Annotated in this window: 16 protein-coding genes; 1 reads left to right on the top strand and 15 read right to left on the bottom strand. The window is 54.7% G+C overall.

Going from position 1 to position 19524, the window contains the following annotated elements; translation table 11 throughout:
• Window positions 1-140: 140 nt before the first annotated feature.
• The 9 genes from KQ940_RS09365 to KQ940_RS09320 all read right to left on the bottom strand — a co-directional run bounded on the left by KQ940_RS09365 (window position 141) and on the right by KQ940_RS09320 (window position 11364).
• Window positions 141-1199, bottom strand: a complete 1059-nt coding sequence (locus KQ940_RS09365; RefSeq protein ID WP_246589918.1) for a LysR family transcriptional regulator — start codon at window positions 1197-1199, stop codon at window positions 141-143.
• Between the two features lie 625 nt (window positions 1200-1824).
• On the bottom strand, window positions 1825-3120 hold the full coding sequence (locus KQ940_RS09355) for a TRAP transporter large permease (protein WP_217413237.1): 1296 nt from the start codon (window positions 3118-3120) through the stop codon (window positions 1825-1827).
• A gap of 46 nt (window positions 3121-3166) precedes the next feature.
• The gene (locus KQ940_RS09350; protein ID WP_217413234.1) at window positions 3167-3679 is read right to left on the bottom strand and encodes a TRAP transporter small permease; all 513 of its coding nucleotides are present in this window, start codon (window positions 3677-3679) and stop codon (window positions 3167-3169) included.
• 98 nt (window positions 3680-3777) lie between these two features.
• Window positions 3778-4809, bottom strand: a complete 1032-nt coding sequence (gene dctP / locus KQ940_RS09345) for a TRAP transporter substrate-binding protein DctP (protein ID WP_217413232.1) — start codon at window positions 4807-4809, stop codon at window positions 3778-3780.
• Window positions 4810-5232: 423 nt separating this feature from the next.
• Window positions 5233-6582 (bottom strand): NAD(P)/FAD-dependent oxidoreductase, encoded by a 1350-nt coding sequence (locus KQ940_RS09340; protein WP_217413230.1) that lies wholly within the window; start codon window positions 6580-6582, stop codon window positions 5233-5235.
• Between the two features lie 112 nt (window positions 6583-6694).
• Window positions 6695-8212, bottom strand: a complete 1518-nt coding sequence (locus KQ940_RS09335) for an aldehyde dehydrogenase (protein WP_217413228.1) — start codon at window positions 8210-8212, stop codon at window positions 6695-6697.
• Between the two features lie 3 nt (window positions 8213-8215).
• Window positions 8216-9181 (bottom strand): dihydrodipicolinate synthase family protein, encoded by a 966-nt coding sequence (locus KQ940_RS09330; protein WP_217413226.1) that lies wholly within the window; start codon window positions 9179-9181, stop codon window positions 8216-8218.
• 173 nt (window positions 9182-9354) lie between these two features.
• The gene (locus tag KQ940_RS09325) at window positions 9355-10287 is read right to left on the bottom strand and encodes an ornithine cyclodeaminase family protein (protein ID WP_217413224.1); all 933 of its coding nucleotides are present in this window, start codon (window positions 10285-10287) and stop codon (window positions 9355-9357) included.
• A gap of 24 nt (window positions 10288-10311) precedes the next feature.
• Window positions 10312-11364 (bottom strand): proline racemase family protein, encoded by a 1053-nt coding sequence (locus KQ940_RS09320; protein WP_217413222.1) that lies wholly within the window; start codon window positions 11362-11364, stop codon window positions 10312-10314.
• 352 nt (window positions 11365-11716) lie between these two features.
• Between KQ940_RS09320 and KQ940_RS09315 the strand changes: the two genes are divergently transcribed.
• Window positions 11717-12331, top strand: a complete 615-nt coding sequence (locus tag KQ940_RS09315; protein WP_217413220.1) for a dimethylsulfoniopropionate lyase — start codon at window positions 11717-11719, stop codon at window positions 12329-12331.
• A 16-nt stretch (window positions 12332-12347) separates the two neighbouring features.
• On the opposite strand, the gene KQ940_RS09310 is transcribed toward KQ940_RS09315, so the two are convergent.
• From KQ940_RS09310 to KQ940_RS09285, 6 genes are all read right to left on the bottom strand, one after another.
• Complete coding sequence (locus KQ940_RS09310) at window positions 12348-13382, bottom strand: GlxA family transcriptional regulator (RefSeq protein WP_217413219.1); 1035 nt, start codon at window positions 13380-13382, stop codon at window positions 12348-12350.
• Between the two features lie 93 nt (window positions 13383-13475).
• Window positions 13476-14789 carry an NAD(P)/FAD-dependent oxidoreductase gene (locus tag KQ940_RS09305; protein ID WP_217413218.1) on the bottom strand — a complete coding sequence of 438 codons (1314 nt, stop codon included), beginning with the start codon at window positions 14787-14789 and terminating at the stop codon, window positions 13476-13478.
• A gap of 83 nt (window positions 14790-14872) precedes the next feature.
• On the bottom strand, window positions 14873-15235 hold the full coding sequence (locus KQ940_RS09300) for a cupin domain-containing protein (RefSeq protein ID WP_217413217.1): 363 nt from the start codon (window positions 15233-15235) through the stop codon (window positions 14873-14875).
• Between the two features lie 29 nt (window positions 15236-15264).
• On the bottom strand, window positions 15265-16701 hold the full coding sequence (locus KQ940_RS09295) for an aldehyde dehydrogenase family protein (RefSeq protein ID WP_217413216.1): 1437 nt from the start codon (window positions 16699-16701) through the stop codon (window positions 15265-15267).
• 21 nt (window positions 16702-16722) lie between these two features.
• Entirely contained in the window at window positions 16723-17679 is a 957-nt protein-coding gene (locus tag KQ940_RS09290) for an NAD(P)-dependent oxidoreductase (RefSeq protein WP_217413215.1), read from the bottom strand.
• An 11-nt stretch (window positions 17680-17690) separates the two neighbouring features.
• Window positions 17691-19094 (bottom strand): NAD(P)/FAD-dependent oxidoreductase, encoded by a 1404-nt coding sequence (locus KQ940_RS09285; RefSeq protein ID WP_217413214.1) that lies wholly within the window; start codon window positions 19092-19094, stop codon window positions 17691-17693.
• Window positions 19095-19524 lie beyond the last annotated feature (430 nt).

Raw genomic sequence — 19524 nt, 5'->3', positions numbered from 1 at the left:
TATAAGAAGGGGGTGAATGGAGTGATATTATATGACAATTTCGTGCAAGGTTTATTCGCGAAGTGACCGGACGTACTCAAGAGCCCCCTGCACCGACGATAGAGATTCTACTTTCAGTCCTGCGGAGCGGGGAGCATCCTTTATCTCACATGAACTGAGGTAATCTCAAGTTCTACAGCCTTGAATAACCAATCTCGAAACTTAAGAAACGCTTCATTGGTTGACTTGCTTTCCAAATAGGTTAAATAGTGTATCTTTTCTTTTAACTCTACCTTTTCCGTTACAGGCGAAACCAGTTTTTCCTCTTCTATTAATGGTCGTACAAGATGGTTCCAGCCTAAGGAAACACCTTGATCATTCAGCACCATCTGCATCAGCATATTATAATCATTTGCGTTGAATATATGGGGTTTGTTTTGTAGCTGATCTTCTATTTCTATGTTAAAAAATGAAAACCATACTCCCCAGTCCAAGTGTTCTGCAACCTGGGCACGTCCATAAGGGCTCAAGTTCAATAACGCAGCACGACATAATCCGTTCAAGGTGTCTACTTCAGGATGTAGTTTCAAGTAGGTGGGTGTACAAACGGGGTAGATTAAATCATGAAAAAGCGGAACTGAATGATAGCCTTCTCTTAGGTCTGCACTCTTGTTTATGAATATATCAGGATAAACTCCAGGTTCCATCTGCAAGAAGTTTTCGGTTGTAACTACATTGATATCAATATCAGGATTATCGGAAAAAAAAGAGGGTAGTCTCCTGGATAACCAAAGCGATGAGAAAGCCGGTGTACAGCATATGGTCAGCATTTTCTTATTTGCACCAACATTTCGGATACGCTCTGCTGCCTGTGCGATGTTTATAAATGAGAGGTATGCGGCATCATAGAATATTGCCCCGGCTTCAGTCAGTTCGACCGCGCGACCTACGCGTTTGAATAGATCGACCCCCAAGTAGGCTTCCAGTTCGCGAATTTGTCGGCTGATTGCCGCCTGGCTGACACAGAGAGACTCGGCGGCACGTGTAAAGTTCAGGTACTTTGCTGCTGCAACGAACGACTTCACTGCTCTAAGTGAAGGCATTTTGACTAAGACCTTGTCTGGATCTGCATGCCTGACCATAGTGGGACTGGAGCCTCTATCTGGTGATAAGGAGAGGTAGAAACGTTCGATCGCGGTCAGTTTGGATTGTAGTCGCAAGATGCCCCAACCTTTTGGTATCCTAAAAAAATATTAAAAATAAATCAATTAAAAATATCTTTCCCTTCTAGTTCGACGTTCGTTGTGACGCGCCGTACATTTTTTTAAACTATGGATAAAATGAGTATGGCTTATAAATCCACAGATTGTAGCTATTTTACTTGTGCTACATTTTGTTTTAAGAAGCAATTTTCTGCATTTATGTAATCTAAGCTCCATATAATAACGAGAATGTGCTTAAATCACTGTCAACCTTCGATCCCTCTATGCAACTGGTAATGACTTCAAATATGGGTTCGGGTGATAATAGGTTAGATGTGACCATTACGTCGACAGCCCCTATGGAAGATGCCATCGATAAATTGTCAAGAAACAAAAAGTGCTTTTATTTTAGGTGTTGAAGATGTGGTATGTTTTTCTGACAGTTGGTCAGAGTATTTAGTTGGACTGATGAGCTATGATTTATTATATGTGTCGGTGGTACAAGCTTTGTACTCTGGTTTCAGAGTACACGCGCATATTCACAATGTGTTTCCTGCAGAGCAATAGTTTTAGTACGTATGGCACGGAAAATAAACATAGCAGGCCGAAAATGTACTCGGCCTGCTATTCTTTGTAATATCCGTCACATATAGCCAAAAAGCTTGGGCAAGTACAGTGCCAGCGGTGGCCAATATGTCGTAACCAACATAACCGGCAGTGCCGCAAAGGCCATGAAACCCAATGCAGGCTTCATTACCTGAGACATACCCACATTGCCTATGCGGCAGGTCATGAACAGGATCGGCGCCATTGGAGGGCTGTTGCAGCCGATAACGACGCTGGTCCCGACGATGGCAGCAAAATGGATCGGATCTACACCTATGTGGACCATGACGGGAAGCAGCAACGGACTGATGATTGCGACAACGCTTACATCATCCATTATCATTCCGAGCAGAATCAGGAATATATTGACTACCAACAGGATCATCAACTTGTCCTTGAAGAGATCCATCAGTACATCGGTCAGTTCCTGTGGAACGCCCTCAAACGTGAATATGCGGCTTGCCACGAACGAGAATACCAGTATCACCATGATGACACCGGTTGTCGCTGCAGCCTCCACGAAGCAGCGCCCCATTTTTTTCAGGTCCAGTTCGCGGTAAACAAACAGCCCTACCGGTATAGAGTAGACAACCGCGATCGCCGCAGCCTCGGTCGGCGTAAAGACACCACCGTAGATGCCGCCCAGTATGATGATGGGTAATACCAGGGCGGGTAAGGCTTTCCATCCGGTCTGACCGATATGCTCCATCCGTTTATTGAACGAGAGGGTTTCGGCTGCCGGATCCGGATGATGTCGCATCTTCCACCAGTTCATCAGGCATAGCAGGATAATCAGAAGTATGCCGGGGCCGATTGTCGCCAGAAAGCATGCAGCGACCGACTGCCTTGTTACTACCGCATACAGGATCATCGTGATGCTGGGAGGGATCAGCAGCCCCAGCAGTGAGGAGATACCCAGAAGCGCACTGGTATATTCGCGCTTGTAGCCGTGCTTCTCCATCGGACCGATCATGATGGTTCCGATGGATGCTACCGCAGCCGAAGCGGTACCGGATATGGCCCCGAAAATGCCGCATGCAACGACCATCGATGAACCCATACCACTACGTGACTTGCCGACCAGTGCCTCCACAAAGAGTACCAGCCGTGTTGCCAGTCCACCTGCCTGCATGAGGTAGCCGGTCATTACGAACAGCGGGAGCGCCAAAAGAATAATCGAGTTGACGGACCAGAAGCCTGTCGTCATCAAGGATGATACATCGATACCATAAGCTATGGACAGGACCAGTGTCATAGCGGCGAATGAGAACACTACCGGCACGCCGATCATCATCAGCACAATTACCGTAGCGATTGCAAATACAGCACCCATAGAAAATACCTTTATATTATTAAAGTTATTTAATCCCTTCTGAAAATTACTCGACTGCCACCCCACGCAGTTTCTGTAGATCGTTAAAGAAGTCTCTAATCAAATAGAAGACAAGTAGAGTGCTGGCAAAAAACAAACTGCTCTGTGATATATACCAAGGGATATGAAAAACTGTGGTTGTCTGTCCCTTTTCAATTCCCCAGCTCATCAGATCGTATGCCCAGGTCGAAAACATGACTGCCATGAAAAGGGATATCGCCGTAGCGACGAGATGCATGAAGCGGATGACTGTCGGATTGCTGCATACCACCTGGACGAAATCAGCCGTCAGATGTGAGCGCTCGCGTGAGGCCAGTACGGCACCCAACATGTAAAGCCACATAGCCGCCATCAGCACCAGTTCCTCCAGCCCAAAGACAGGCTGATCCATCACTGAGCGGGTCAGGACTCCGTAAGCCATCATGAAAGCGACGGCCGCACTGAGAAAGATGACGATCGGCTTCACAATAAACGCGACAACAACATCTATTTTAGAGATGAAAGAGAGTATGCCGTTCATAAATAGCTCCTGTGGTACTTAGAAATAAGATAGTCGGTTTTTTCAAACCGACTATCTAGTCCCATAATCGAGGGGCACTAACAGGATTGGCTGTTAACTTATTGTGGAACCGATGCGTTTGCTCGAATCTTGTCCATCAGCTCCTTGCCAAGAGATTCTTCTGCAATCGGCCATACTTCCTCGCGCACACGCTTGACCCAGTCAGCCATCTCTTCGGTTGTCGGAACGATATACTCCATTCCGCCTTCTTGCGCAGCCTTGATCCACTTCTCATCTTCAGCTTTTGCATCGACAAACTGCTTGTCGATGACCGCCTGGGCCGCGTCGGCGATAATTTTCTGGTCCTCTGCGTCCAGCTTTTCCCAGTTTTCATTGTTCATCAACAGCGCGTAGGATGAGAAGTTGTGCTTGGTATGAACGTAGTAGTCGAGCTGATCGCGGAAGTACTGGTAGTCCCAGTAGATTACATTACTGGAGTCGCCATCTACCACACCGGTCTGGATTGCGGTGTACACCTCGTTCCAGTCGATCGGCACAGCCTGGAAGCCCATGGCTTTCAAGGTCTGAGGCAGCGGGAATACGGGCTGAGAACGGACCTTCATCCCCTGCGCGCTGTCATAGGTGGTAGCGTAACGCCCTTTGGTTGCAATGCCGCCAAACCCTTCAGGATAGGGGCCGAAGTACTTGAGGCCGATCTCGGCATAGATCGGGCCAAGAATGCCCTTCAGCCAGCCATCGTTTCCGTAGGCTTTAAGCGCATCCTCCCAGCCCAGTGTGAGATAAGGGATATAGTTTACGGCCAAGCGCTCATCGTATGAGGTCTGGGGCCAGGTCAACATCATATCGATATTGCCCTTCGCCAGCTGATCAAACATCTCTTGCTGACCACCGAGCTCACCCTGATAGAAGACATTGACTTTCATTCTGCCATCGGAGTTTTTCTCGATAAGATCCGCCCACATCCGCATGGATACGCCGGAGGCGGACTCTCTATCACCCGATTCAAGAGCCAGCTTGAACTTGTACTCGTTATCGCTTGCTGCGGCGTTCAACGCGCCAGTAAGGCCCAGCGCAGCTGAAATGGCAATGAGCTGAGTCGACTTTAAAATTTTTTTTGCGAACGTTCTCATGCTTTTGTCCCGGTTTTTTGTTGATTATTTATATTATCGAGATTTCCAGTAATTCAGGTCAGTTATAAACCGATTGGAATCCTTGTCGTGACAATTCAGATAACCAGTCTTCTTTTATCTTCTATTTTCTGATGATTATACTCATCTTGAAATTTAAGAAGATAAAAATTGGAAACCTTAACTGGAGTATATTAATCTATTCCAAAAAAGGTCCAATGATATATTCTCCCTGCTTTTCATAACCTGAAGTTATCGTCAGTCATGGGTTAGTCTGTCAGTGAATTTGGATTGCTTGTAGTTGATTGATATTTAAGGATTAACTTAGAGGTTATGAGGTCGGTTGCGATGGTGGTAATCATCCGCATCCAGAATGAATAGTGAACTCCTCAGTACCGGCTAAGCGATATGGGCAAGAGAGCATGTCTACAGCTCATCACCTGCCTGCCACTCCTTTAACCGCATCGTCAGGTTGGCCCCGATCGACAGGAAGGGTTCGGGCGGCAATCTCTTCGGCTGTTGATGATCGAGGAAGTCCCTGAGAGTTGTTGACGATCCCTCTCCCAATACGGCCATCTCTGCAGCCATCATGCCGGATAGGGTGCCCTTTACCGTTCCCAAGCCGTTTTGACAGCAGGCCGACCAGATTCGGTCTTCCATCTCTCCGAACGCGGGCACAGAGTTCCAGGACAAACACAGCCGACCGCCCCAGCGGTACTCCATTTCGACCCCTTTGAGCATCGGAAAGCGATTGTCGAAGGATCGGTCCTGCAGCTTGGCCGCCTTGCGCAGATTTCGATCATTGGCTTCCATCGACTGGTTGAGCGTGGCGTGGTTGCGTATCACGATGCGGTCGCCGCAGCCCTGATAGTCGGAGAAGCGTCGTACCGTAGTCCCGAGCGGGTCGGCCGGCAGGATGCCCCAATCCGGTACACCGCCCAGGCGCCGCACCTCTTGCGGCGTCAGCTTGCGTGTCATCGACGCGTAGGTGAACACGTGCAGCAAGCGGCTGGGATAGAAACCAAACGACTGTATATGTCCGTTCACCGCCAGGATGATGCCGCCGGCGCGGATCTTCCCCTTGGGTGTCACCAGAGTGCGATCTTTTTCAATGGCGGTTACCGGGGTGTTCTCATAGATCCTTACCCGGTCACTCAGCCCTCTGGCTGCTTCGCGTATGAAGGCGGCAGGTTGAATCATTACCACACCCGGAGTAAACAGGCCTGCGCGGTAAAAGTCGCTTCCCGTCCAGGCTTTCAACTCCTCTGCGCTTTTCAGCGTGTAACTTTCACCAAGCGCATCCAGATGCTTTCGGTAGCTCTCGATATGGGCGATCCCTTTATCGGTCGCAGCAGCGGTGATTTTGCCGCAGGGATCGAACACCTTGGCGTCCATTCCGTATTCAGAGGCCATCTCCTGGGCGAAGGCTATCGCGACGCGATTCAACCGAATCTGCTGGAGATCCTTGTCTCTGGCTCCGGCGTAGCTTTCCGAATTGAGTTCGTGAGGCAGATCGATCATGAAGCCACTGTTGCGACCGGCAGGCCCTTCTGCCAAACGCCCGGCCTCAAGCAGAACAATGCTCTCGCCATTGACCAGCTGTGCCAGACGCCGCGCGGCGGCAATACCGGCGTAGCCTCCGCCCACCACAACCCAGTCGGCCTGAATGTCGTCTGTTATCGAGGGGTATTGAGGTTCCGGCTTAAGTATGCAATTCCAGGCCGAGGGCCCGGGATCTTTGGGCAAACGCTTAACATTTATTTTTTTGGTATTCATAGTGCGCTCTCACGCGGCGTGAATCAGGCACCATTGAAAAGAGCGGCCCGCAAGAGCAGACGACCGCTCGGATCAATGGCACTATCCCGATACTGTCAATGACGTCGTCGGGTTAGTCGATGCTGCTGTCTACGGCATCGTCGCTGAGGTCAACCCAGATCGTTTTCAACTCGGTATACTGGTCGTGAGCATGGATCGAGTTATCACGACCGCCGAATCCGGACTGCTTATAACCACCGAAGGGTGTAGTGATATCGCCTTCGCCGAAGCAGTTGACGGTAACGGTACCCGCCTTGATGGCCTGAGCTGCACGTAGCGCCTTCTTCGCGTTGGAGGTGAAGACCGATGCGGCCAAACCGTACTCGGTGTCATTGGCAACAGCGATCGCCTCGTCGTAGCTTTCAACGGTGATAACCGACAGCAGCGGGCCGAAGATCTCCTCGCGCGCCAAACGATCGGTACTGGAAACACCATCGAAAACGGTGGGCTCGATGTAGGTACCGTCGATGCTCTCGCCGCCCAGCACAATGTCGTAGCCCTCGGACTTTCCGAGTTCAAGATATTCGGCCACTTTTCCGAAATGGCCCTTGTCGATCATGGCGCCCAGTTGATGAGTGGGATCCAGCGGATCACCCAACTTCCATGAGCGGGCGTGCACCTTGATTCGCTCCAGCAGTGCCGGCTTGATGCCGGACTGGACGATCAGGCGTGATCCGGCGGAGCAGTTTTCGCCCATGTTCCAGAAGGCGGCGGCACACACCTGTGCTGCTACCTTGTCCAGATCCTCCGCATCGTCCAACACGATGCACGGGTTCTTGCCGCCAAGCTCCAGCACGACCTTTTTAATGTTGGAGTCGGCCGCATAGCGCAGAAAGCGGCGACCGGTTACGGTGGATCCGGTGAAGGTCACCATATCCACATCCATGTGCAGGCCCAGCGGCTCACCGACATCGGCGCCGCTACCGGGCACGATGTTGAGGACCCCCTTCGGAAGACCGGCATCCGCAGCCAGTTCCGCAATCCGCAACGCAGTCAATGTGGTTTGCGCGGCGGGTTTGACAACCATCGAGCAACCGGCCGCCAGTGCCGGTGCGATCTTCCACGCCAGCATGAGCAGCGGGAAGTTCCAGGGCAGCACGGCACCCACGACGCCGATCGGTTCACGGACGATCATCGCCATCGCGTTCGGGCCCACAGGTGCGGTCTGATCGTAGATCTTGTCGATCGCCTCGGCGTGCCAGGAGAGGGTATGGATAAACTCCGGAATGTCGATCGTTTCACAGTCGGCGATCGGTTTGCCGGAATCAAGGCTTTCCATGACCGCCAACTCGTGACTATTCTGCTGTACCAGCTTGCAAAGCTTGATCAGAACCTCTTTGCGCTCACTGGGGTGGAGCCTGCTCCAGCGTCCGTCTTCGAACGCTTCACGAGCCTTGCCAACCGCAAAGTCGACATCCTCCGCATTACAGGCTGCAATATTTGCCAGCACCTCTCCCGTAGCGGGGTTGATCGACTCGAAGGTGTTGCCGCTGACGGAGGGCCGGAATGCACCATCGACGAAGCTCATGGTCGGCAGTTGGAGATCGGCAGCGATCGCTTTATATTCCTCAATAGTCAACAAATCAGACATCGCTTATACCTCCTCGGTCTCGGTGGTTGCGGCAGACTTTTTGCTCGTCGCGGCCGGCCGGCTGTTGCCTTCGGCCTCTATGGCCGCGATGGTGGTCTTCAGGGTTTTCACCACCTGCTCCATCGCCCGTTTTTCATCTTTGTTCAAACCGCGCAGCGGTGCGCGGACATCGCCGGAGACACGACCGTCCAGCGTGACGCCGTATTTCACGCTCTGGATAAACTTCCCGCCCTGTTCCAGAACGCGCATAAGCGGCAACATCGCGGACATAATGCGGCGAGCCTTTCTGAAGTCGTTCTCAAGGACACACGCCTTATAGAGCGCAATATGTTCTTTCGGAAGGAAGTTGGAGCCGGCGCATACCCAGCTTTTCGCACCCCAGGCAAAAAACTCCAGGGCTTGGTCGTCCATCCCGCAGGACACCTGGATATGAGGATAATCGCGTGCCAGCATGTGCAGACGGTTTATGTCGCCGGAACTCTCCTTGATGCCGCAGAAGTTCTTGGAACGACCTACGCGGTCCAGGAACTCCTCCTCCATGTTTACACCCATTCGGTCGGGGTAGTTGTATAGCATGGCGGGCAGATTCGCGGCGCGATCGACCTTTAGTGCGTGCAGCGCGAGTTCACGCTGGGTCGGCAGCGAGTAGGGGGGGGTGGCGACCAGAATTACGTCGGCTTCATGCTTGGCTGCCTCTTCGGCCAGCTTCACCGAAGCGCGCGGATCAACCGAGCCGGTACCGAAAATAATTGTCAGCTCATTGCCACAGACCTGCCGGGCAACTTTCAGCAGTTCGACACGCTCTTCGTGGCTCTCGACGTAGTACTCCCCCGTCGTACCGCCGATCATCAGGCCATGCACTCCGGCGTCTTGCAGGTACTTGACGTGAACGGCAAAGGCGTCGAAGTCGATTGAGCCATCTTCACGAAATGGCGTAATGACAGGGGTGTAGATCCCTTCAAAATGCATCTGGCTTACCTTCGTTATCTTTTATTAATTAAACCGGCCAACAAAAATGCAACCGACCATTGAATGATGTTAGTCAGTAGAGTATCAGCGGCACAATCAACCTTTTTTTGGCTTTTAAAATAACCTCAGGTTATCGATATCTGTTGAATACAAAAACAACCAAATGAGACCGATTATTTTGTCTCGAGTCTGTCGAGGACATGCTGACTCACGACGAGATCGATATGGGCGCCCCCCGCATTTTTATAAACAGTGATATCTTCAGGATGGCGAACAAAGTCGGCATCCTGGCAAAGGTCATACAGATCTCCTTCAATCTGCTCTTGACTGATAACACCCGCCTCGAGCGGGATCAAAATGTCCCCTGAAGCCTCCGCGTTCGACCGATCGTCGACAAATATTCGGGCATTCGCCAGCGCGCTCGCATCGGCCTCTTGCATATCGGGACGGTATCCGCCCAGAAGATCGATGTGCGTTCCGGGCTTGACGAACTCACCGAAAATCAGCGGAGTCGAAGAGCTGGTGGCGGATGCGACGATGTCGGCGCTGCTTACCGCGGAATCGAGGTCTTGAACGATCTGCGCGTTGATGCCCCTGGACGTCAAGAGGGCATGGGTTTCATTCAGCTTCTCCGATGTGCGATTCCATAGCAGAACTTCGCGTATGCAAGGGCGGATGTGCAGGTAGGCTTCAACCAGCATTTTCGCGATCGGGCCGGCACCCAACACCAGCAGAACCGAACTGTCCTCGCGGCTGAGTCGTCTGGCGGCAAGCGCCGAGTCGGCCGGTGTCTTCCAGCGGCTTATCTCGGGGCCATCGAGTATCGCATTGATCGATTTGGTTTCTTCGTCAATGACTACAATGGCGGCGTCTTCTATCGGGCGTGGAGGGGTCGCTTGGCTATTGGCAACGCAGATGGATGCTATCTTCAGCCCGGCACCGGAGCCCGGCAGGACCACGCCACGGCCAAGCAGGCCATACTCTGCGTCCCCAAGAAAGAAGCCGTCCCCTATCGGTCGCGGACCGAGGTGGGCTGCATGCAGTGCATCCAGTACGCCATCCCAGTCCAGTAATGAATTGATGCTCTGAGCGGAAATAAAGTGCATGGTGATTTCCCGTGTAGACGTTGATCAGGGCCAGATGTCACCGATCATGAAGCCCTCGGTGAAGGGGTCATCGTGATCCAGTACGTAAGTGCACAGCCCGTAGATCCAACTGGTACCGGTGATCGTCGGGACAACCGCTTTTCGACCGGCAATCGTTGTTTCTTCTACGAGGCGACCGGTGAAAACGTTGCCGACAATGCCCTGGTGACGGAAGTCCTGATTCAGCTCCAGTTGGCCCTTGGCGTGGAGTACCGCCATCTTGGCGCATGTGCCGGTACCGCAGGGGCAGCGATCGATCGCGCCGGTCCAGGTCGAAGGGTCATCCCAGGAAAACTCGCCTGTCGACATGGTGACGACGTTTTTCCAATCGGCCCTGGGATCATCACTGGGTCCGGAAAGTTGTGATATCGTGATGCCGATGCCGGGGTAGTCGGGATGCTCCACCGGGAGCTGTTCGATAGCGGCTTGTCGGATCATCGAGGAGATGCGCGTGAGTTCGGCACCGTGCTTGGGGCTCAGTTCGAGGCCGGGGAACTGCCGGACATCCGCGATTACATAGAACATGCCTCCCCAGCCGACATCAACGGTTACTTTCCCGAGGTGCGGCACGTCAATTACCGCGTCAAGGTGAGCGGCAAATGCGGGTACGTTCTTGAACGTCACGCCTTTCACTTTTCCGTTTTGGCACTGCGCCGTTATGCGAATCAGCCCGGCCGGTGCCTCCAGCACGAGTTCGGTTACAGGCTCCTTCATGGGAAGCAGCCCCATCTCCAGCAGCACTGTCACCACCGAGATCGTGTTTCCGCCGGACATCACGGGATACTCGATCTGCTCCATTATGATGTAGCCTGCGTCGGCTTCCGGATGGGTGGGAGGCACGATGATATTGCAGCAGTGTGCCGGATAGCCCCGCGGCTCACGAAGCATCAACTTACGCAATTGATCGTCGTTCTCTTCCAGCCACTTCATTTTTTCATACACCGTCGCGCCCGGAATATGCGGGACGCCGCCGGTAATTACGCGCATCGGTATGCCGGAGTGAGTGTCTACGGCGTTAATTGTTCTTTTAAAACCCATTCCAATATTCTCGTTTTAGGTTGGTGGATCGGCGCTTTCTGATTAGAAAGCAGTAGATAGCCAAGCCATACTCTTGTTGTTTTAATGCACGACAAATCAATTGAATGGCGTGCGTAAGAAGTTAGCCAGTCGTGTGTGCTTGTTCAGGCAGAGTTCGGCCAGGGTCAGACCGATAGATGACAATGCAACCGACTATCGAATGATGGTAGTCACTCGTGTGCCGGTGAAACAATCAACCTTTTTTCGGCATTTAGGATAACTGCAGGTTATTGGTTAACGAAAAATACAGCGCTTCGCATACAAATTATCCTGTTAAACTTTGAATGAAACTTCATGCTCGTTTTTAATCGATATGTTTAGTGGTTCAACGATCAGTACACCCAGAGGAGACTCGCTCCAACAGTTTGCCGAGGCCGCTATTACGGCGTTCAGGCAGTTCGCGCAGGTGCCGGAGTCGCGCCGCTCTATCCGTCGGATTTCCGCCGCATTGGAAACGCCCGGGGCGCAACGGTCGGGACCGGGAGGTCGGCTGCCTGTCTGCTCCTGGCTGGATGCGGCGTTGGCGGTCGAAACCGAACATGCGTCGCTTCACCATCTGACAGCTCGGTTCAAGGTTATCGAGCCGTTGCTGGAGTGGCGCCGTCGCCCGAACCATGGCGAGACAGCGAGCCGAAATTTCATTGATGGTCATGCCAACGCGATGATCATCGGTCCGGGCGGGATTGAAGAGCGCAAGGACCTCTGGCTCGGCGTCACTCTGATGGCCCCGAACGTTCGATATCCAGATCACCAACACGCGCCCGAAGAGGTCTACCTCGTTCTGTCGGAGGGGGAGTTTCGCCAGGCTGACGGTGAGTGGTTCTCACCGGGGGTGGGCGGTTCCTTCTACAACGTACCGTGCATCAAACACGCCATGCGATCAATCGACACGCCGCTCCTTGCGTTCTGGGCCTTGTCGGTGGGTTGAGTAGCGGTCGGTGGTCTCAGGCATCGATACTTGTCCGCCTTTTACGGAACTCGGCGGGTGTTTCGCCATATCTTTTGCGGTACCACTGAGAGAAGTGGGAGGCGTCCGCAAAACCGGTTTCGTAGGCTATCTCGGTGACTTTCTTCGTTGTGTTCAACAACAGGAGGCGGGAGTGCTCCAGTCGAAGTTTTCTCCAGTAGTTTGCGGGGGCCGAGTGAAGAAATGTAGAGAATAGTCGCGTCAACTGGCGTTCGGTCGTATCCAGTTGTTCCGCCAGGTTCTTGATCGAATAGGGGGTGCTCAGGTTCTCCTGCATCAGCATGATAGCGCTTTCAAGCAGGCGGTTTTCATATCGCGCAACGTCGAAGGGCTTTTCGGCGGAATCCTCTTCGGCCGCCCCCTTGGATGGCGGTGACACCAGGAGATAATCCAGCCCCTTTTGAGCTCTGGAACGACCGCAATGAGCCGCTATCACCTCGGCCGCCAGGTCGATGGCAGTGCCCCCCGGGCAGGTGATGATATTGCCATCGCGTATGTGCCCTGAATCCACGACGGCCTGCACGCCTGGGTAGCGCTTCTTGAAATACTCCCACACCGTGAAATGCACGGCGCATTTATGGTTATCGAGCAGCCCCGCTTCGGCCAGCACAAAGCTGCCGGAGCAGAGGCCGATCAGCGGTATATCCATTTCATGTGCCTTGCGAAGATAGTCGAGGATGGCTTCCGACGGTGATGTGGCCGCATCCAGCAAGCCGCCTGCAACGGCGATGTAGTCGTATTGCGCGGGGTTGCCAAGGTCATGTTGCGGCTTGATCTCCAACCCGCAGCTGGCCTTTACCGGTTGCTTGCCCTCCGACATCCAATCCCAGCGACAATAGAGTTGCTGACTGCGGAATGAGCGATCTGCAGCGAAACGCAGTGATTCCACGAACCCGGCGACAGGCATCAGCGTGAAATCCTGGACCAGTAGAAAGCCGACGTTGAGGTCGGGGGAGGCATCCTCGGCGAGCTCCATCTCTTCGTCAAAAGCCCCGGGGTAATGAAAGCTCATGGTTACGGAACCACTCCAGCGAACGAATCTTGGTGGATGCCGCCCACTCACCGGTTGGGTGTGTCATGAGTGTCCGGCTTGATGTGCAGTTGTTCAGCGCTCTGCACCTGCTTTCAATTGATTATATAGCAGCGTCATTTTTATACCTATGTCGAGGAGCGGACGCGGAGGGTTTGCCGACGGTGTCGGCCGGGACAGCATGTATCGCAACATCTCCGAATCCTCGCCGGCCAGGTAGTCGGCCAGCAGCTTTCCGGCAATGGTGCCCTTGGTTACCCCCAGTCCATTGTGGCAACCTGCGCCGTAGACATTGTCTCTGAGCTTGCCGAAATAGGGAGCATGATTGCGGCTAAGGCAGAGTGCGCCACCCCATACGTATTCAATCTCGATATTCTTGATCTTCGGGAAGCGGGCCTTGAAGCCTTTCTCGATATGATCACGTGCTCGTGCCCTGATCGCATCGGTACTGCGTCCGGTAGGGTTGTAGCTGAAGGTGTTGCGGATCAGGATGCGCTGGTCCGGCGTTCGTCTTACCGTGCTGCCAAAGGGGTCTGCCGGGATGATGCCCCAGTAGGGGTCGCCACCGACGAGCTGTTGCTCCTCCTCGGTCAGCTGTCGCGTGATACCGCCGTAGGTGAAGACCGGGAGTAGCGCATTGCCAAAAAATCCGAACTCCTTCGCGAACGCGTTGGTGGTCAGCAGCAGTTTGCCGGTTTTGATGGTGCCGCCGGGGGTGGTCAACGTGATCGGAGTGCCGTATTCGACCTGCGTTACCGGTGTCTGTTCACATAACTGGACATTCTGCGGCAGTGCATTGGCGAGGCCGCGTGCCAGGGCAGCAGGCTGAACCAGAACGGTGCCCGGTGTAAACAGCCCCTGGCGGTAATAGCTTGTACCCAGCTTACGTTCCAATGTATCGGAATTCATCATCCGATACTCGGTGCCCAGACGGTCCAGGCCAGAGCGGTAGGCATCGAGCACCTTGATACCGCTGGTGCTGACCGCTCCCTGGATCTTGCCGCATTCGCGCCAGTGACACTCTATATCTTCCTTTTTAAGGATATCCCGGAGGTATCCGGTCGCGGCCCGGTTCAGGGTCATGTCGTTACGTGCGGCGACCAGGTCACCGATGTAGTCCGGGGCGCTGAGATCATGCGGCAGGTCGATGAGAAAGCCGGAGTTGCGGCCTGATGCTCCATCGGCAACGCGTTGCGCGTCGATAAGCAATATACGGTCACCGGGATAATGCAGTGCCAACTGACGCGCGGCGGCCAGACCGGTAAATCCGGCACCGACAATGACCCAGTCGGCTTCCAGGGGGGGCGCCAATCGCTTCGGCTCACGAGGTGGCAGGACATTGATCCACCCACTGCTGCCGTCATCGGCGGGAAGGTTGCGAATTTGCATGGTGCTGCCTCTGCGTTGGCTCTTTTATTATGGAGTGGTGTGCTGGATGAATCGGCCGTTGCGCACACCACCCGTTATAGCGATCAGGGGGTGTTGAGGATGACGTAATGCTTGGTTACGGGTTCGATTACCTCCCAGGATCCCTTGAAGCCGACCGGGATGACGAATGCGTCGCCGGCCTTGAACGCTGTGGTTTCGCCATCGTCGCCGGTCAGGACGATGCGACCCTCCAACAGATAGCAGAACTCGTGGCGGTTGCTGTAGTCCACTTTCCACTTGCCGATTTCGGAACTCCAGGTGCCTGATAGGAGGGCGCCGGTAGCGTCTTTATAGATGTTGGTCAGGCTCTGCTCGGGTGCACCGCTGATCCGGCGTGCGGGCTCCATGACGGAGATCAGCGGCGCAACATCGGCGTGTTTGAAATCGATCGGTTTTACTGATGCCATGATTCTAAGACTCCGTAACGCTATTTGACTCAGTCTGCTTTCTGGTAAGCGGTCTTGACGCGGGTGTAGAACTCCGCCGCGTAGCGGCCCTGCTCGCGAGGACCGTAGCTTGACGCCTTGGTGCCGCCAAAAGGTACGTGGTAGTCCACGCCTGCCGTCGGCAGGTTGACCATGACCATGCCCGCCTTGGCGTGTCGCTTGTAGTGTTCCGCATACTTCAGGGAGGTTGTGCAGATACCGGCGGACAGGCCGAATTGAGTGTCATTGGCTTCGGCCAGGGCCGCTTCATAATCGGCAACCCGCGATACCGTCGCCACGGGACCGAACACCTCCTCCCGGCAGATCCGCATCCGGTTGTCGACGTCGGTAAAGATGGCCGGTTGCAGGTAGTAACCCTCGGTTTCGCCCTCGATGCGTTTGCCGCCCACCAGCAGAGTGGCGCCCTCCTGTTTGGCGATCTCGATATACTCGAGGTCCTGCTGCAACTGGCTTGCGCTGGCCACCGGGCCGATCTGGGTATCGCTGGACAGGGCGTTGCCTACACGCAATGCCTTGGTTCGCTTGGCTAGCAGCGCGATGAAGTCGTTGTAGATGCCATCGGTGACGATGATGCGCGAACTGGCGGTGCAGCGCTGACCGGTGGAGTAGAAGCTGCCCTGAACGGCAACATCGACCGCCTGCTCCAGGTCGGCGTCATCCAGTACGATCAGCGGGTTCTTGCCGCCGAGTTCGAGCTGGACCTTGGCCATGCGCGCGGCACAGCGCTGGGCGATCATGGTGCCGGTACTGACCGAACCGGTGAAGGTGATCGCCTGAACCTCGTTGCTGCCGATGATCTCGTCGCCGACTTCGCGGCCCGGGCCGATCACCATGTTGAACACTCCGGCGGGCAGGCCGGAGCGGGAGATGATCTCGGCCAGAGCCCAGGCGGAGGAGGGCACCAGTTCGGCGGGTTTGAAGACCACTGCATTGCCGTAACAGAGCGCTGGTGCAATCTTCCAGGCCGGAATCGCGACGGGAAAGTTCCAGGGGGTGATGATGCCGACGACACCGACAGGTTCGCGCGTGATGTCGATGGTGGCGCCGGCGCGTACGGAGTCCAGTTTTTCGCCGCCGATGCGCAGGGCTTCGCCGGCGAAAAACTTGAACAGGTAGCCGGCGCGGGTGACTTCACCGATCCCTTCCGGCAGGGTTTTGCCCTCTTCGCGGGAGAGCAGGGCGCCAAGCTCTTCGCGTCGCGCCAGAATTTCACTACCGATGAAGTCGAGTATATCGAAACGCTGCTGCGGGTTGGATCGCCCCCAGCTGTCGGCGGCAGCGGCAGCGGCTGTGATCGCCTGTCGGGTCTCGGCACGTCCCGCGCGGCTGAAGGTGTCGATAACATCGCTGATGTCGGACGGGTTGATATTCTTGAGCTCTTGCTCGCCGGCCTCGATAAAGCGGCCGTTGATGTAGCTGGTTTTCATGTCGCTCTCTCTGTGTAGGCGTCAGACCCGGTTGATCGGTGTGCCTTTGACGAACTGGTTGATGTTCTCGATGGCGCGGTCCCAAAGACCCTGCATTGCCTGCCGGCTGCTCCAGGCAACATGAGGTGTCATGATGAAGTTAGGCAGCTTCATCAGTTCCAGCAGGGGTTCGGTCGGCTGAATCGGATCCTGCTCGACCAGGTCTATTGCGGCACCCGTCAGCACCCCCGATTTCAGCGCCTCGGCAAGGTCTTTCTCGTTGACGATGCCGCCACGTGCCGCATTGATGAGAACCGCATGCGGCTTCATGCGCTTCATCTCTTCGAGCCTGAACATGTCGCGTGTGGACTCGGTCAGCGGGCAGTGGAAGCTGATCGCATCGCAGGTTTCGAGAAGCTCGTCGAACTCGACGAGAGGGAGGGAACTGTCTGTTTCGCGAGGGTTGTGGTACACCACGTCCATTCCCAGGCCCGAACACAGGCGGCCCATCGCCCGGCCGATCATGCCGGTTCCGACGATGCCGATACGGCTGGAGTGGATGTCGCGAATCTCATAATCGAGAAAGACGCTGGTCTGCCAGCCTTCGCCATACCACTGATCAGTAGCCAGCAGATTGTGATACGCCAGGATCCTGCGGCGCAGGGCCAGCAGCAGCCCCAGGGCGTGTTCGGCGACCGTGGTCGGCGAATAGGCCGGTACGTTGCAAACCACAATGTCATGTTCGTGGCAGTAATCCACATCGACATGGTCGGTGCCGGTCATGGCAACGCAGATCATTTGCAGATCGGGCAGTTGGGCGAGCGCCTCTGCGCGCAGAGGGGCGCCGCACGTGATGGCGATTGTCGCCCCTTGGGCACGCTCGACCGTTTGATCGCTGTCGGTAAACTCGTAATCGACCCAGTCATGGGCGAAGTCGGGCTTGGGCAGTTGAATCTGGGGCGCCACGGCGCACCTGTCCAGGAATATTATTTTATGCATGGCGGTGTCTATCAGCCTTTCTTGGTCGGGACATAGCCGGCAGGGGCGAGGCCGGCCAGGAAACGTGTCATCATGCCGGCGGTCTTGTTCCGGTCTTCGAGGGCTTCCTTGCGTACCAGCGCATCGCGAACCATGTAGCCGCCCACATAGCGGAAGGGTTCGATCGGGAAGCGCTTGATCTTGATATGGGTGTCGACCAGGCCGCAGTTGCTCCACTCGTCGTTCTTCTCCAGTGCCAGGGATGCGACGATGCGGCTTGCGAACACCGTGGTGCCCACACCGTTTCCGGAGAAACCGATGGCATAGACGATGTTCTCGTGACCACCCAGATGACCGAAGGTCGGGAGTCCGTTCATGGCGCGGTCGATAGGGCCGGTCCAGCTGCTGACGATGGGTACGTCCGACAGGTTCGGGTAGATTTCGTGAAAGGCCTTGGTGACCCCTTCGACCGCCGGCGTGGGGCGCTCGTAGATGTCGCCAACGCGGCCGGCAAAGCCGAATTTGCCCAGCGGCTTGCCGAATACGACACGGCCTTCGGTCGTGTTGCGGTAGTAGTTCAGCACCACCCTGGAATCGGTCATGCACTCGCCGCCGGTAAACCCGATCTGCTTGAGGCGCTCGGGGACTTTGGCGGTCGCGATCATATCGCTCGATACCAGTGCGATGTTGCGGCGCAACTCGGGGAAAAGCGCGCCCCAGGCATTCATTGCGACGATTACCTTCTGTGCCTTTACGCTGCCCTGTTCGGTGTGAACGATCGGCGTCGCGCTGCGTTCCAGGCGCTTCATCGGTGACTTTTCGTAGATCTCGACACCCAGCTCTAGCGCGTGCTTTCTCAGCCCGCGTGCCAGCATGGCCGGCTGCACGGTCGCGGCGTTCGGGTCGAAAATTCCGGCGATATTCCTCGGGCTGCCGGTGCGTGCCCTGGCTTCATTCGGGCCCAGCTCGACAAAGGGGTTAACCTGATACTCTTTGAGGGAGTTGACGAGAATATCCCAGGAGCCCAGCTGTTTCTGCGAGCTGGCCGACCAGATCCAGCCGTCCTTGCGGTATTGGGCGTCGATACCGTTCTGCTCGCAGAACTTGCCGATCTCGTCGATGGCCGATTCGGCTGCGGTACAGATGCGCAACGCTTCTTCGTGCCCGCAGAGCTTGCGTACGGACAGGAATTTTCCCCACCAGTTGGTCGCGACGCCACCGTTGCGCCCGCTGGCGCCGGCACCGCAGAGGTCGCGTTCGACGATGACGACCTTCAGGTCCGGCTTTTCCCGCTTGAGTCGGATTGCAGTCCAAAGTCCGAGGTATCCGCCACCGATAATGCAGATATCCGCGCTGATGTCGGCTTCCAGCGCAGGGGCTACGTGGCTGTCGTAGTCCAGCGCTTGTGCGTACCAAAAGCCTCTATATTTTTCCATATGTAGTGCCTTCCGCGCTTGTTATATGTCGGTAACCGCAAAATAAATCGGTTATTGAAAGAGCACTCTAACGTCTGAAGATTGCGGCAAATAGGATTATTGCGACCGATAATAGAATGTTTAAGCAACGTTCAGGTCTTGATATTTCTGGCAGTGGGTTTGAATCTTGAGAAAATAGAGCGTGGCTGAATGAGTGTTCCTTATTCTGGCGGAATTTCCAAGCGCTCAGTGTGGGTGATGATGCTGTTTAGTGGCAGAATTTAAGAATTAAATAACGTTGATTGCTGGATGATTAGATATATTTTTTGTGGCGATGGGTTCGCGAATGGGCGGGAATGTCCTAAATCTAATACTTTTCGGTGTTAATGTTACATTTTTAGGGTTCTCTCCGGCGTAGCCTTGTGTGACATGAGATTCGTTGAATGTCATT

The sequence above is a fragment of the Marinobacterium ramblicola genome (assembly GCF_019084545.1).
In the GTDB taxonomy this organism is placed as follows: Bacteria; Pseudomonadota; Gammaproteobacteria; order Pseudomonadales; family Balneatricaceae; genus Marinobacterium_D; species Marinobacterium_D ramblicola.
This window is presented reverse-complemented; position numbering and strand designations above follow the sequence as displayed.